The 12,890-nt window shown below is 72.1% G+C and carries 14 protein-coding genes and 1 pseudogene; 7 read left to right on the plus strand and 8 right to left on the minus strand.

Annotated elements, in window-relative coordinates; all coding sequences use genetic code 11:
* The first annotated feature begins 21 nt into the window (after nt 1–21).
* Entirely contained in the window at nt 22–867 is an 846-nt protein-coding gene (locus JIW86_RS21105) for a J domain-containing protein (RefSeq protein WP_215145021.1), read from the plus strand.
* A 36-nt stretch (nt 868–903) separates the two neighbouring features.
* Complete coding sequence (locus tag JIW86_RS21110; RefSeq protein WP_215145022.1) at nt 904–1,248, plus strand: rhodanese-like domain-containing protein; 345 nt, start codon at nt 904–906, stop codon at nt 1,246–1,248.
* Nucleotides 1,249–1,257: 9 nt separating this feature from the next.
* Here JIW86_RS21110 and JIW86_RS21115 read toward each other — a convergent pair whose 3' ends face one another.
* The 6 genes from JIW86_RS21115 to paaA all read right to left on the minus strand — a co-directional run bounded on the left by JIW86_RS21115 (nt 1,258) and on the right by paaA (nt 6,123).
* The gene (locus JIW86_RS21115) at nt 1,258–2,400 is read right to left on the minus strand and encodes an acyl-CoA dehydrogenase family protein (protein WP_257555423.1); all 1,143 of its coding nucleotides are present in this window, start codon (nt 2,398–2,400) and stop codon (nt 1,258–1,260) included.
* An 81-nt stretch (nt 2,401–2,481) separates the two neighbouring features.
* Entirely contained in the window at nt 2,482–3,585 is a 1,104-nt protein-coding gene (locus tag JIW86_RS21120; RefSeq protein ID WP_257555425.1) for a 2Fe-2S iron-sulfur cluster-binding protein, read from the minus strand.
* On the minus strand, nt 3,586–4,092 hold the full coding sequence (gene paaD, locus JIW86_RS21125) for a 1,2-phenylacetyl-CoA epoxidase subunit PaaD (protein ID WP_215145026.1): 507 nt from the start codon (nt 4,090–4,092) through the stop codon (nt 3,586–3,588).
* Complete coding sequence (paaC, locus tag JIW86_RS21130; protein ID WP_257559381.1) at nt 4,086–4,793, minus strand: 1,2-phenylacetyl-CoA epoxidase subunit PaaC; 708 nt, start codon at nt 4,791–4,793, stop codon at nt 4,086–4,088. The genes paaD and paaC overlap by 7 nt, the downstream gene beginning before the upstream one ends.
* A 14-nt stretch (nt 4,794–4,807) precedes the next feature.
* The gene (gene paaB / locus JIW86_RS21135; protein WP_030009045.1) at nt 4,808–5,092 is read right to left on the minus strand and encodes a 1,2-phenylacetyl-CoA epoxidase subunit PaaB; all 285 of its coding nucleotides are present in this window, start codon (nt 5,090–5,092) and stop codon (nt 4,808–4,810) included.
* Complete coding sequence (gene paaA / locus JIW86_RS21140; protein ID WP_374199283.1) at nt 5,089–6,123, minus strand: 1,2-phenylacetyl-CoA epoxidase subunit PaaA; 1,035 nt, start codon at nt 6,121–6,123, stop codon at nt 5,089–5,091. The genes paaB and paaA overlap by 4 nt, the downstream gene beginning before the upstream one ends.
* A gap of 147 nt (nt 6,124–6,270) precedes the next feature.
* On the opposite strand from paaA, the gene JIW86_RS21145 reads away from it, so the two are divergent.
* The 3 genes from JIW86_RS21145 to JIW86_RS21155 are packed head-to-tail and all read left to right on the plus strand — an operon-like array spanning nt 6,271 to nt 8,886.
* The gene (locus JIW86_RS21145; RefSeq protein WP_257555429.1) at nt 6,271–6,933 is read left to right on the plus strand and encodes a DUF5819 family protein; all 663 of its coding nucleotides are present in this window, start codon (nt 6,271–6,273) and stop codon (nt 6,931–6,933) included.
* A 32-nt stretch (nt 6,934–6,965) separates the two neighbouring features.
* Nucleotides 6,966–8,069 (plus strand): HTTM domain-containing protein, encoded by a 1,104-nt coding sequence (locus tag JIW86_RS21150; protein ID WP_257559382.1) that lies wholly within the window; start codon nt 6,966–6,968, stop codon nt 8,067–8,069.
* A 58-nt stretch (nt 8,070–8,127) separates the two neighbouring features.
* Nucleotides 8,128–8,886: a TrmH family RNA methyltransferase gene (locus JIW86_RS21155; RefSeq protein ID WP_257555431.1), complete on the plus strand. Its 759-nt coding sequence runs from the start codon at nt 8,128–8,130 to the stop codon at nt 8,884–8,886.
* Here the strand turns inward: JIW86_RS21155 and JIW86_RS21160 are convergent.
* Nucleotides 8,883–9,296, minus strand: coding sequence for a hypothetical protein (locus JIW86_RS21160; protein ID WP_257555433.1), 414 nt, complete (start codon nt 9,294–9,296; stop codon nt 8,883–8,885). The two genes, JIW86_RS21155 and JIW86_RS21160, sit on opposite strands and share 4 nt — an antisense overlap.
* Nucleotides 9,297–9,439: 143 nt before the next feature.
* Here JIW86_RS21160 and JIW86_RS42200 point away from each other — a divergent pair.
* Nucleotides 9,440–9,661: pseudogene (locus tag JIW86_RS42200) on the plus strand (helix-turn-helix domain-containing protein); the annotation flags it as partial.
* Nucleotides 9,662–9,865: 204 nt separating this feature from the next.
* Nucleotides 9,866–11,131, plus strand: coding sequence for a beta-galactosidase (locus JIW86_RS21165; RefSeq protein WP_257555434.1), 1,266 nt, complete (start codon nt 9,866–9,868; stop codon nt 11,129–11,131).
* On the opposite strand, the gene paaN is transcribed toward JIW86_RS21165, so the two are convergent.
* Nucleotides 11,128–12,810, minus strand: coding sequence for a phenylacetic acid degradation protein PaaN (gene paaN, locus JIW86_RS21170; RefSeq protein WP_257555435.1), 1,683 nt, complete (start codon nt 12,808–12,810; stop codon nt 11,128–11,130). The two genes, JIW86_RS21165 and paaN, sit on opposite strands and share 4 nt — an antisense overlap.
* Nucleotides 12,811–12,890: the final 80 nt, after the last annotated feature.

Consider the following 12,890-nt stretch of genomic DNA (forward strand, 5'->3'; position numbering starts at 1 on the left):
GGCGGGCCGTAGGCTGGCCGGGTGAGCGAGCAGACCGAACACACAGTCCCCGACGACGAACGACCCGAGGCGCGCCTGGAGCGGGCCGTGCGGGCCGCCGAGCAGGCGCTGATCGAGTTCGAGATCGCGGTGGAGACCTTCCGGGTCGAGGTGGAGAACTTCTCCCGCCTGCACCACCAGAAGCTCGGCCCGATGTATTCGCGGCTCGACGAACTCGACGCGTTGATCGCCGAGGCGAAGGCGGCCCGCACCGGGGACCCGGAGGACCTGCGGCGGGCGCGGGACGCGCGCTCGCTGGTCATGCCGATGCCCGGGGTGGACGAGCTGTTCCACGACTGGCTGGACTCGGACGGGATCTCCGACGACGCGGCCGCGATGCTCACCGAGCGGTCGGTGCGGCCGCCCGAGCGGGTGCGTCCCTCGGAGGAGGTGCGCCGCCTCTACCGCGAACTGGTGCGCCGGGCCCATCCGGACCTCGCCCAGGACGAGGCCGAGCGGGAGCGCCGCGACGGCTTCATCGCGCGGGTCAACGCCGCGTACGGGCGGGGCGAGGAGCAGCTGCTGCGCGAGCTGGCCGAGGAGTGGGCGGCCGGTCCGGCGCCCGAGCGGGCGGAGCCGGAGGAGAGCGGGGAGCTGTACGCCCGGCTGGAGTGGCTGGCGCGCCGCAAGGAGCTGCTCTCGCTCGTGGCCAAGGAGCTGGAGGACAGTGCGATCGGGTCGATGCTGAGGATGGCTCCCGAGGACCCGGACCGGCTGCTGGAGGAGATCGCGGAGCAGCTGCTGGCGCAGGTCTCCGGGCGTGAGGCGGAGCTGGCGGCTGCGCTTGCCGCCTCGAACGCCGGCGGGGGCGAACCCGGCGTCGGCTAGGTTGGAATCACTGTTTGCGATGAGAGAAGGCGACGTATGAACTTCGGACCGCTTCCCTCGGTGGACGCCGCCGCGGTGCCCTCCGAAGGCTTTGTCCTGGACGTCCGCGAGGACGACGAATGGGCTGCCGGCCACGTCGAGGGTGCTCTGCACATTCCGATGAGCGACTTCGTGGCCCGCTTCGGCGAGCTGACCGAGGCCGTCGACGACGGTCGCCGGGTGTACGTGATGTGCCGGGTCGGCGGTCGTTCCGCGCAGGTGACCCAGTACCTGGTGCGCCAGGAGTTCGACGCGGTGAACGTCGACGGCGGGATGCAGGCCTGGGACGGTGCCGGGCGCCCGATGGTGACGGACAACGGGAACCCGGCCTTCGTGCTGTAGCCGTTCCTGTCAGGCGAGGGGGTGGGCGGCCAGCAGGTCGCCCAGGGCCTCCTCGTGCGCGGCGGCCGGGCCGAGCTGGAGCTCGAGCTGCTTGGCCCAGGCGTGGTAGCGGTGCAGCGGGTAGTCGGTGTCGGCGCCGAAGCCGCCGTGCAGGTGCTGGGCGGTCTGCACGACCCGGCGTACGCCCTCCGAGGCCCAGATCTTGGCGACCGCGACGTCTCCGGAGCTCGGCAGCGGGCCGCCGGCGCCGCCGGTCGCGGCGTCGAGCCGCCAGGCGGCCTGCCAGAGGGTGACCTCCATGGCGCGCAGGTCGATGTAGCGGTCGGCGGCCTGGACGGCGACGGCCTGGAACGTGGCCACCGGGAAGCCGAACTGCTCGCGCTTGCTCGTGTACTGGCTGGTCATGGTGAGGACGCCCTCGCCGAGGCCGAGGGCCAGGGCGCAGGTTCCGGTGGCGAGGAGCTGGCGCAGCCGTTCCCAGGCGTCCGGGGTGTCGATGAGGTGTGTCGGGGCCACCCGTACGCCGTCCAGGGCGAGTTCGGCGAGGCGCTCCCCGGTGGTGGAGACCTGCTCGGCGAGGGCGAGGCCCTCGGCGGTGCGCGGGACGAGGGCGAGGACGGCCTCGCCCTCGCCGGTGTGGGCCGGTACGGCGATCCAGTCGGCGCTGTGTGCCCAGGGGACGGCGGTCTGCGTGCCGTCCAGGGTCCAGCCGTCTTCGTCGCGGCGGGCGGTGACGGCGAGTTCGGCCGGGTCGTGGCCGGAGCGGCCGTGGGCGGCGGCGGTCAGTACGAGGGTGCCGCGCCCGGCGCCGGGCAGCAGGGCGGCGGCCAGTTCGGGGCTGCCGTGGGCCTGTACGGCCATGGCGGTGGCGCAGTGTTCCAGCAGCGGTACCCGGGCCAGTACCTTCGCGGCCTCGCGCAGCACCAGGCACAGGGCGACGGTGTCGAGGCCGGCGCCGCCGTGCTCCTCGGCGAGGACCAGGCTCAGCAGGTCGGATCCGGCGAGCCTGGCCCACAGCGGGCGGTCGAAGTCGTCGGCGACGGCCCCGGGGGTGAGCGCGGGGCTGGGCACGCCGTCGGGTGCGACGTCCGCGAAGACGGCCTTCGCCGCCTCGACGGCCGCCTGCTGCTCCTCGGTGAAGGTGAAGTCCACTGCCTGTCCTCCCGCGCGCGTTCAGGTCTGACGGTGCGTCAAGATAGAACACGTTCTGGAAATTGGACAGAGGAACTTCCCCTAGCGGTCGAAGTCGATCTCCACTTCCTCCGTCACCGGGTGCGACTGGCAGGCCAGCACGAACCCGGCCTCCGTCTCCTCTGCCTCCAGCGCGAAGTTCCGGTCCATCCGGACCTCGCCCGTCACCAGGAACGCCCGGCAGGTGCCGCACACCCCGCCCTTGCAGGCGTACGGGGCGTCCGCGCGGTTGCGGAGCACCGCGTCCAGCAGGGATTCCCCGTCGCGCACCGGCCAGGTGCCGGAACGGCCGTCCAGGCGTGCGGTGACCCGCCCGTGGGAGGGGGTCGAGGCGGTGACGGCGCGGGCCGTCGCCGTGCTGTCCTCGACGTGGAAGATCTCCTCGTGCACCCGGGTCCGGGCGACGCCGAGCGCGCCCAGCGTCCGCTCCGCACCCTGCACCAGGCCGTACGGTCCGCACAGGAACCAGCCCGTCACCTCCGCCACCGGCAGCAGCGCGGGCAGCAGGGCGGCCAGCCGCTCCTCGTCCAGGCGTCCGGAGGGCAGTCCGGAATCCTGCTCCTCCCGGGAGAGGACCGTGACCAGCTGGAACCGCGCCGGATACCGGTCCTTGAGGTCGGCGACCTCCTCCAGGAACATCGTCGAAGCCGCCGTACGGTCGCTGCGCACGAGGCAGAAACGGGCGTCGGGGCGGGCGGCCAGCAGGCTCGCGGCGATCGACAGCACGGGGGTGATCCCGCTGCCGCCGACGATCGCGGCGTAGTGCCCGGCGGCCGGGGCGGCGGCCGGATCCAGGACGAACCGCCCGGCCGGGACCATCACGTCCAGCACGTCGCCGACGGCGATCTCCTTGTGCGCGAAGGTGGAGAACTCGCCGCCCTCCACCAGCCGCACGCCGACCCGCAGCTGCGCCGGGCCCGGGCCGTCGGGCGCCGGGGCGGGGGAGCAGATCGAGTAGGTGCGGCGGACCTCCGTACCGCCCTCGGGGGCGGTGCGGCGCAGGGTCAGGTGCTGGCCGGGGGCGTGGCGGTAGTCCTCGCGAAGTTCCTCGGGAACCCGCAGGGTCAGTGCCACCGAGTCGTCGGTGAGCCGTTCGACCGCAGCCACCGTCAGCGGGTGGAACGCGCCGTGGCGGGGTGCGGCCATCTACAGCTCCTTGAAGTGGTCGAACGGTTCGCGGCAGGCGGTGCAGCGGCGCAGCGCCTTGCAGGCGGTGGAGGAGAACCGGCTGAGCAGTTCGGTGTCGGTGGACCCGCAGTGCGGGCAGCGGACCGACAGGGTCAGCGGGACCGGCCCGCCGGCCGCGTGCGGGCGCGGCGGGGCGATGCCGAACTCGGCGAGCTTGCGGCGGCCCTCGGCGCTGATGTCGTCGGTCGACCAGGCGGGAGCCAGCACGGTGGTCACCCGCACCTCGGGTATCCCGTGGCCGGTCAGGACCCGCTCGATGTCGGCGGACATGGCCTCGATGGCCGGGCAGCCGGTGTAGGTGGGGGTGAGGGTGACCTCGGCGCGGCCGTCCTCGTCCACCCGCACCCCGCGCACCACGCCGAGCTCGCCCAGGGTGAGCACGGGCAGCTCGGGGTCCGGGACGGACCCGGCCAGCTCGGCCAGCTCCGCCTCCAGGCGCGTCGTACCGGCGTGGGCGGTCACCATGACGCCCCCGGGTGGCTGCGGTGCAGGTGCTGCATCTCGGCGAGCAGCAGGCCGAAGGGCTCGGTGTGCAGGCCCTGGCGCCCGGCTCCGGCCGCCCAGGCGCCGGTGCGCGGCCCCTCGGGCAGCGCGAGCCCGGCCCGCTCCAGTACGCCGGTCACGGCGGCCAGCCAGCGCCCTTCAAGGGCGGCCCAGTCCAGGCCGTCGAGGCCGTCCACCGGCTGGAACATCTCGCCGGTGTACTTCCACAGGGCGTCCAGGGCGGCGCGGATGCGCCTGCGGCTCTCCTCGGTGCCGTCGCCGAGCCGCAGGGTCCACTGCTCGGCGTGGTCGCGGTGGTACGCGGTCTCCTTGACGGCCTTGGCCGCCAGCGGCGCGAACGGGCCGTCCCCGCGCGCCAGCTCCCCGTAGAGCTCGTGCTGGTAGAAGGAGAAGAAGAGCTGGCGGGCGATGGTGTGGGCGAAGTCGCCGTTGGGCTGCTCGACCAGCTGGAGGTTGCGGAAGGAGCGCTCCTCGCGCAGGAACGCCAGCTCGTCCTCGTCGCCGGCCATGGTCAGCAGGATGCGGGCCTGGCCGAGCAGGTCGAGGGCGATGTTCGCGAGCGCGACCTCCTCCTCCAGCACGGGGGCGTGCCCCGCCCATTCGCCGAGGCGGTGGGAGAGGATCAGGGCGTCGTCGCCGAGGGCGAGGGCCGCCGACGGCATGACATCGGTGCTGGTCACAGGTGGCTCACCCCCTCCGGGATGTCGTAGAAGGTCGGGTGCCGGTAGGGCTTGTCGGCGGACGGGGCGAAGAAGGGGTCGCGCTCGTCCGGCGAGGAGGCGGTGATCTCGGTGGAGGGCACCACCCAGATGGAGATGCCCTCACCGCGCCGGGTGTAGAGGTCGCGGGCGTTGCGCAGGGCCATCTCCGCGTCCGGGGCGTGCAGGCTTCCCGCGTGCGTGTGCGAGAGGCCGCGCCGCGAGCGCACGAACACCTCCCACAGGGGCCAGTTCTGCGTCATACCCGTGCCTCCTCGTTCTTTTCGGCGTGTGCCGCCTGCTTCTCCGCATACGCCGCGGCCGCGTCGCGTACCCAGGCGCCTTCCTCGTGTGCCGTGCGCCGCTGGCTGAGGCGCTGCTCGTTGCACGGGCCGTTGCCCTTGAGCACGTTCCAGAACTCCGCCCAGTCGATGGCGCCGAAGTCGTGGTGGCCGCGCTCCTCGTTCCACTTCAGGTCCGGGTCGGGCAGCGTCAGGCCCAGGGCCTCCGCCTGCGGGACGGCGATGTCCACGAACCGCTGGCGCAGCTCGTCGTTCGAGTGCCGCTTGATCCGCCAGGCCATCGACTGCGCCGAGTGCGCCGACTCGTCGTCCGGCGGGCCGAACATCATCAGCGAGGGCCACCACCAGCGGTCGACCGCGTCCTGGGCCATGGCGTGCTGCGCCTCGGTGCCCTTGGACAGGGTCATGAGGAGCTCGAAGCCCTGGCGCTGGTGGAAGGACTCCTCCTTGCAGATCCGGACCATGGCGCGGGCGTACGGGCCGTAGGAGCAGCGGCAGATCGGCACCTGGTTGGTGATCGCCGCGCCGTCCACCAGCCAGCCGATGGCGCCGACGTCCGCCCAGGTCAGGGTGGGGTAGTTGAAGATCGAGGAGTACTTCTGCTTCCCCGCGTGGAGCTTGTCGAGCAGCTCGTCGCGGCTGGTGCCCAGGGTCTCCGCGGCGCTGTAGAGGTACAGCCCGTGGCCGGCCTCGTCCTGCACCTTGGCCATCAGGATCGCCTTGCGGCGCAGCGAGGGCGCCCGCGTGATCCAGTTCGCCTCGGGCTGCATGCCGATGATCTCGGAGTGGGCGTGCTGGGCCATCTGACGCACCAGGGAGGCGCGGTATTCCTCGGGCATCCAGTCGCGCGGCTCCACGCGCTCCTCCGCCGCGACGGCCGCGTCGAACGCCGCCGCGAGCTGTGCGCCCAGGTCAGCATCCATGCCTGTGCCATCCGTCCCGTCTGTCCCGAGGGCCGTTTCCGGCCCCGTCTCCGGGGTCACTGCCACCATCGCGGTCCCCTGCCTGCGTGTGTCGGCCGACCGTCCGGCCAACCGACCGACCGATCGTTCGGTTCATCCTCTTCAATGGTGAGTCGGCGGCCCGTAGGGTGTCAACCTCTGAGGTCAACCCTGTGGATGCCGGACGATCGGGGCGGGATGGATTCGAACGAGCGGGAGCCCGCCGCGGGGGCCGCTCCCCCGCCCCCGCGGGCACCCGGAATCGCGGGTCTCTCCTCCCCCTACCGGGTGGTCGTCGCGCTGGCCCTCGGGGCCGTCGCCGTGGCCGCCTGCGGGCATCTCGCGTTCGTTTTCCTGCACGTCGCCCCGTCCAACACGGTCAGCAAGCAGCACGCGCGGACGGTGGACGACTGGATCTACCCCGAGTTCGAACAGAACTGGAAGCTCTTCGCGCCCAACCCGCTGCAGCAGAACATCGCGGTGGAGGTGCGCGCGCAGATACGTACGGCCGGCGGCGAGCTCGTCACCACCGACTGGCGCAACCTGAGCGCCGAGGACGGCGCGGCCATCCGGCACAGCCTGCTGCCGAGCCACACGGAGCAGAACGAGCTCCGCCGGGCCTGGGACTTCTTCACCGGCTCCCACGACGAGGAGAACAAGCCGAACGGCGAGCGCGGTGAGCTGTCCGAGCAGTACCTGCGGCGGATCGCGGTGAACCGGCTCGCCCCGGCCCATCCCGGCGGGCACATCCTGCGGATCCAGCTGCGCTCGGCGACGACGGCCGTGGCCGCGCCGAAGTGGAGCGACGAGACGACCGACACCGAGACGTACTACCGGGAGCTGCCGTGGTGGACGGTGTGAGAACCGCTCTGGCGAAGGTCACCGGGCAGGCCATGGGCCCGTACCAGAGCGCCGTGATCCGCATCGGCTTCGCCGGGACCTGGCTCTTCTTCCTGCTGCGCGAGTTCCCGCACCGCGGCGAGCTCTACGGGCCGGACGGGCCGTGGAGCTGGGCGCTGGCGGAACGGCTGACCGCCTCGAACGGGGCCTTCACGGTCCTGATGTGGTCCGACTCGAGGCTGTGCTTCGAGATCGTCTACGCGGTGGCCGTGCTGGCGAGCGTGGGGCTGCTGCTGGGCTGGCGGACACGGGCCATGTCCGTGCTGTTCATGGTCGGGGTGCTCTCGCTGCAGAACCGCAGCGTGTTCATGGGCGACGGCGGGGACAACGTCATCCACCTGATGGCGGTCTACCTGGTGCTGACCCGGTGCGCGCAGGTGTGGTCGCTGGACGCGCGGCGGTCCCGGCTGCGGGGATCGGCTTCCGCGGGAGCCGCCGGGCCGGTGCTGTGGGCCGCGGCGGGTCTGGTGTTCGCGTACGGGGCGGTGACCGGGCGCTTCAGCGCGGGCTGGCTGTCGGCGTTCGCGGCGGTGTGGGTGGTCTGCGGGCTGTGGTGGCTGGTGGACCGGTACGAGGAGGACGGGGAGGGCCGGGCGGCCCTGGACGTGCTGGCCAACCTGCTGCACAACGCCGGAATGCTGGTGATCATGGCGGAGGTGTGCCTGATCTACGCGACGGCGGGCTGGTACAAGATCCAGGGATCGCGGTGGCAGGACGGGACGGCGCTGTACTACCCGCTCGGGCTGGACTACTTCACCCCGTGGCCGGGGCTGTCCGCGCTGCTCGCGAGCAGCGGGACGATGGTCATGCTGCTGTCCTACGGGACGGTGGCGGTGCAGGTGGCGTTTCCGTTCACGGTGTTCAACCGGCGGATCAAGAACGTGCTGCTGGCCGTGATGATGCTGGAGCATGCCGGGATCGCGGTGCTGCTGGGGCTGCCGTTCTTCTCCTTGGCGATGATCGCCGCCGACGCGGTCTTTCTGCCGACGGTGTTCCTGGTCTGGCTGGGAGCCAGGGTCGCCGCGCTGCGGCCCGCGCGGAGCGCGGCTGCGCCGGCCCCGGCCCCCGCGGAGCCGAGCCCGGCCCTCCCCGGCTGACCGGGGCGCGGGGCAGCGCCGCGCAGCCCTGCGGGCCGGGACCGTAGGGTTCGGAGACATGAGTGACGAGCAGAGCCCCGAAGAGGTCGTGCGGCAGTGGCGGGAAGCCGTCGGGCAGGACGGGCTCGTGCTGCTGGACGGGTTCCACGCGCTGAAGCACGCCCTGCGGTTCGGGGCCGAGGTGCGGATGGCCGTCGCCGAGGATCCCGGCGCCGTACGGGCGCTCGCCGGTGAGCTGGCTCCGGACGTCGAGGCCGACGTGGCCCGGCTCGTGCGGGCGGCGCCGCTGAAGGGGCTGCTGGCCCGCGTGCACCCCACCGGGGTCGCGGCCCTGGCCGTACGGCCCGACCGGGCGGCGGGTCTCGCGGCCCTGCGCCGGCTGCCGCGCCCCGCGCCCGTCGTCGTCCTCGACAACCCCCGCAACCTCGGCAACGTCGGAGCCGTCGTCCGCCTCGCCGCCGGCTTCGGCGCCACCGGCGTGGTCACCCGCGGCGACCTCGACCCCTGGCATCCGAACGTGGTCCGGGCCGGGGCCGGGCTGCACTACGCCACCACCGTCGAGCGCCTCGGGCTGGACGAACTGCCGCCCGGGCCGCTCTACGCGCTCGACCCGGAGGGTGAGGACATCCGCACCCTCACCCTCCCGGACGACGCGCTGCTCGCCTTCGGTTCGGAGCGCCACGGCATCTCACCCGAGCTGCGGGAACGAGCCGACCATCTGGTGTCCCTGCCGATGCGCCCGCAGGTCTCCAGCTACAACCTGGCGACCTCGGTTGCCATGACCCTCTTCCACTGGGGCGGACCGACCGCTGTCTAGCAGTTGATTCCCCAGAGGGAAGCGGTCTCGTTCGTCTTGATCTTGTGCCATCCGCTGTACCAGACCACCGGGTAGTTGTAGGCGCCCCCGTAGATCACGCCGCTGACCGAGCAGCCACCGGAGATGTACACGCCGTCGACATCGGTCCCGTTGCCGCCGAGGGACGTCCCGGACGGAACGTAGCGGGCGTTGGCCCAGCGGTCGTTGTCGTTGTTCCCCCATTCCAGGGTGGCGTAAAGGCCGCGCCCGGTGGTGTTGTTCAGCGTTCCGCAGCCGTACCACTCGCACCCTCCCGTGATTCCCTCCGTCGCGGCGCTCGCGGACGGTGCCGCGGTCAGGAAAAGACCGGCGACCATGGCTGCGACAACGGTGACCGACCGCGCCGAGCGGCGCAGTTTGAGCAGAGACATTTCGGTTTCCCCTCCGTGGTGGTGCATTTCGCTTGGACACAGCCTGTGTCAATTCCCGGCGCCGCCGCAACGGATTGGACTAGGCTGGGAGCCTGGGATGGTATGGCCATCTTGACCTGCGGAGATACCGCGCCCTGGGACGGATGTCCGGCGCGGAGGGGGGATCTGCCTTGGGTGAGTCGGATCGGCGGCGGTTCGCGGACCTGCTGACGGAATTGAAGGACCGGCGGGGGCTGAGCTTCGAGGCCCTGGCCCGCAAAGCGCATATGAGCCGCTCGTCGGTCCATCGCTATTGCCGGGGAATTATCGTTCCCGTGGAATTCGGTACGGCCGAACGCATAGCCCGGATTTGCGGCGCGAGTTCCCGGGAATTGTCTGATCTGTATCGGTACTGGGCGGCCGCTTCCCTGTCGGCGCCCTCCTTATCCACGACGGAAACGCCTCCGCCTCCGCCTCCGCCTCAGCCCCTGGCCCTGCTCCCGGTCCCGGCGCCGGCTCAGGCCGAGGCCCCCGAGCAGGAGTCCTCCGCGCGGAGCCGCCACCCCGGCCTGAGGCCGGCCGTCATCTCCTTGGCGCTGCTCGTGCTCTGCGTGGTCGCGCTGGGCGGGTCCGGGCGGGTGCCCCGGCCGGTGCCGGCGACCGGGTCTTCCGGCCGCGGTCTGGCGGTCGACGCGTGGAGCCAGGCGCCGACCGCCGTGCCCGACCGGATGTTCGGGGTGACGCTCAACTCCTCGACGGGTGCGATGCCGACCTTCCAGGTCGACACGGTCAGGCTGTGGGACAGCCGGACCCGGTGGTCGAACATCCAGTCGAAGCGTGGCGAGTTCGACTGGTCGATTCTCGACCGGCTCGTGGACGGCGCCAACCGGGCCGGGCTCCCCGTGCTGTTCACGATGGGGGGCACCCCCGCGTGGGCGAGTCCGAACGGTCCGCGCACGGCGTACGACGACGGTTCCCGGACCAGCCCGCCCGATGACCTCGCGGACTGGAAGGCCTTCGTCGCGGCGGTGTCGGGACGCTATCGGGGGCGGATCGCGGCCTATGAGCTGTGGGTCATGGGCAACGACGCGCGGTACTTCAGCGGGAGCCCGGAGACCCTGGTCGAGATGACGCGTACCGCGAAGGCCGTCCTCGACGCCGCCGATCCCGACGCGACGGTCGTCTGCCCGTCCATGGGCCGGCTCTGGGAGGACGAGGGGCGGCAACTGCTCGAGCGCTTCGCGCGGTTGCGCGGCTACGACCACTGCGATGTGGCCGGGGTCAAGCTGTATCAACGCAGCGCGGAGGACCCGCCCGAGCAGATGCTGGGCCTGGCCGCGGAGATCGACCGCGCGTTTCACCGGGGTGGTGCGCATCCCCCGGTGTGGAGTACGGGCACCACGTACGAGATTCCGCTCCAGAAGCCGCTCGACGAGCCGACGGCGTCGGCGTACGCGGTCCGGTTCTTTCTCGTCGGCCTGTACGCGCGCTACCAGCGCATGTACTTCTACAACTGGGGAGGCACCAAGATCCCCATCGTGATGCAGCCCGAGGGGCAGCCGCCGACGGCCGCGGCCCTGCACGTGGAGGAGGCGCGCCGCTGGGTGCACGGGGCGCGGATCCGCTCGTGCGGGAGCGGCCTGGCCGCCGGATTGCCGGAGGGCGTCTGGCAGTGCCGGCTCGACCGGGACGGCTCCGATGCGGCCATCCTCTGGAATCCCACCGGCACCGCCCGGGTGCCCGTGCCCCGCCAGGTGTCGCAGGTACATCACCTGGACGGTTCGGCTTCGGCCGTCCGTGCCGATCGGACGGCCGAAGTCGGCCCGCTACCCGTGCTGCTCGGCGATGTCCCCTAGGCCTGGCGGCGGACCTCCACCACGCGGAAGCGGTTGGAGACGAACGCGCCGTCGCACAGGGCCGCGTTGGCCGCCGGGTTGCCGCCCGAGCCGTGGAAGTCCGAGAACGCCGCGGTCTGGTTGACGTACACCCCGCCGGTCAGGTTCAGCGAGAGCTGCGCGGACTCCTCCAGGCAGACCTCCTCGATCGCCCGCTCGGTGTCCGCGGACGTCGTGTAGGCGCCCACCGTCATCGCGCCCTTCTCCCGCACCGTGCGGCGCAGCAGCTCCAGCGCGTCCGCCGTGGAGTCCACGGCCACCGCGAAGGAGACCGGGCCGAAGCACTCCGAGAGGTACGCCGCGTCCGGGTCGGGCTTGGAGGCGTCCAGCTTCACCATCACCGGCGTGCGGACCACCGCGTCCGGGAACTCCGGGTTGACGACCTCGCGGGAGGCCAGCGCGACCTCGCCCAGTGAGGCCGCCGCCTCCAGCCTCGCCTTGACGTCCGGGTTGACCAGGGCGCCGAGCAGGGCGTTGGCCCGCGCGTCGTCGCCCAGCAGGCCGCCGACCGAGGCGGCGAGGTCGGCTACGACCTCGTCGTACGTCTTGTGCCCGGCGTCGGTGGCGATGCCGTCGCGCGGGATCAGCAGGTTCTGCGGGGTGGTGCACATCTGGCCGCTGTAGAGGGAGAGGGAGAACGCGAGGTTCGACAGCATGCCCTTGTAGTTGTCCGTGGAGTCCACGACCACCGTGTTGACGCCGGCCTTCTCGGTGTAGACCTGCGCCTGGCGGGCGTTGGCCTCCAGCCAGTCGCCGAACTCCGTCGACCCGGTGTAGTCGATCAGCTTGATCTCGGGGCGGAGCGCGAGGGTCTTGGCGATGCCCTCGCCCGGCCGCTCCACGGCCAGCGCCACCAGGTTCGGGTCGAAGCCGGCCTCGGCGAGGACCTCGCGGGCCACCTGGACCGTGAGCGCCAGCGGGAGGACGGCCCGCGGGTGCGGCTTGACCAGCACCGGGTTGCCGGTGGCCAGCGAGGCGAACAGGCCCGGGTAGCCGTTCCAGGTGGGGAAGGTGTTGCAGCCGATCATCAGGGAGATGCCGCGGGGGACCGCCGTGAAGGTCTTGCCGAGCTCCAGCGGGTCCCGCTTGCCCTGCGGCTTCGACCAGTCGGCCTGCCCGGGGACTCGCGTCTGCTCCTCGTACGCGTAGGCCACCGCCTCCAGGCCGCGGTCCTGCGCGTGCGGTCCGCCCGCCTGGAACGCCATCATGAACGCCTGGCCGCTGGTGTGCATGACCGCGTGCGCGAACTCGTGCGTCCGGGCGCCGATCCGCGACAGGATCTCGATGCAGACCACGGCGCGGGCCTCCGGTCCGGCGTCCCGCCAGGCGGCCATGCCGGCCTTCATCGCGGGCAGCAGCACGTCCGGGTCCACGTGCGGGTACTCGACGCCCAGCTCCGGGCCGTACGGGGACACCTCGGCGCCCGTCCAGCCGTCGGTGCCGGGCTGCCCCAGGTCCAGCCGGGTGCCGCGGACGGCCTCGAAGGCGGCGAGCCCGTCGGCCGGCGCGGTCTCGCCGTACGCCTTGGGGTGCTCGGGATGCGGGGACCAGTAGGCACGGCTGCGGATCACCGACAGGGCCTGGTCCAGGGTGGGCCGGTGCTTGGCGGAAAGCTGGGGGACGGTGAGCTCGGCGGCCATCAGGGACCAACTCCTCGTTGAGCCGGGCGAAGAACAGCAGACTGGAGTTAGAGTAACCGAACGATCGGTCGGGACAAGAG

The sequence above is a fragment of the Streptomyces sp. NBC_00162 genome (assembly GCF_024611995.1).
Classification (GTDB): Bacteria; Actinomycetota; Actinomycetes; order Streptomycetales; family Streptomycetaceae; genus Streptomyces.

Bases quoted from the DNA above. Each gene is read 5' to 3' on its own strand.
- JIW86_RS21110 (WP_215145022.1), top strand. From the start codon at position 904: ATGAACTTCGGACCGCTTCCCTCGGTGGACGCCGCCGCGGTGCCCTCC.
- JIW86_RS21120 (WP_257555425.1), bottom strand. From the start codon at position 3,585: ATGGCCGCACCCCGCCACGGCGCGTTCCACCCGCTGACGGTGGCTGCG.
- paaD (WP_215145026.1), bottom strand. From the start codon at position 4,092: ATGGTGACCGCCCACGCCGGTACGACGCGCCTGGAGGCGGAGCTGGCC.
- paaC (WP_257559381.1), bottom strand. From the start codon at position 4,793: ATGCCGTCGGCGGCCCTCGCCCTCGGCGACGACGCCCTGATCCTCTCC.
- paaB (WP_030009045.1), bottom strand. From the start codon at position 5,092: ATGACGCAGAACTGGCCCCTGTGGGAGGTGTTCGTGCGCTCGCGGCGC.
- paaA (WP_374199283.1), bottom strand. From the start codon at position 6,123: ATGGTGGCAGTGACCCCGGAGACGGGGCCGGAAACGGCCCTCGGGACA.
- JIW86_RS21145 (WP_257555429.1), top strand. From the start codon at position 6,271: ATGGATTCGAACGAGCGGGAGCCCGCCGCGGGGGCCGCTCCCCCGCCC.
- JIW86_RS21150 (WP_257559382.1), top strand. From the start codon at position 6,966: ATGGGCCCGTACCAGAGCGCCGTGATCCGCATCGGCTTCGCCGGGACC.
- JIW86_RS21155 (WP_257555431.1), top strand. From the start codon at position 8,128: ATGAGTGACGAGCAGAGCCCCGAAGAGGTCGTGCGGCAGTGGCGGGAA.
- JIW86_RS21160 (WP_257555433.1), bottom strand. From the start codon at position 9,296: ATGTCTCTGCTCAAACTGCGCCGCTCGGCGCGGTCGGTCACCGTTGTC.
- paaN (WP_257555435.1), bottom strand. From the start codon at position 12,810: ATGGCCGCCGAGCTCACCGTCCCCCAGCTTTCCGCCAAGCACCGGCCC.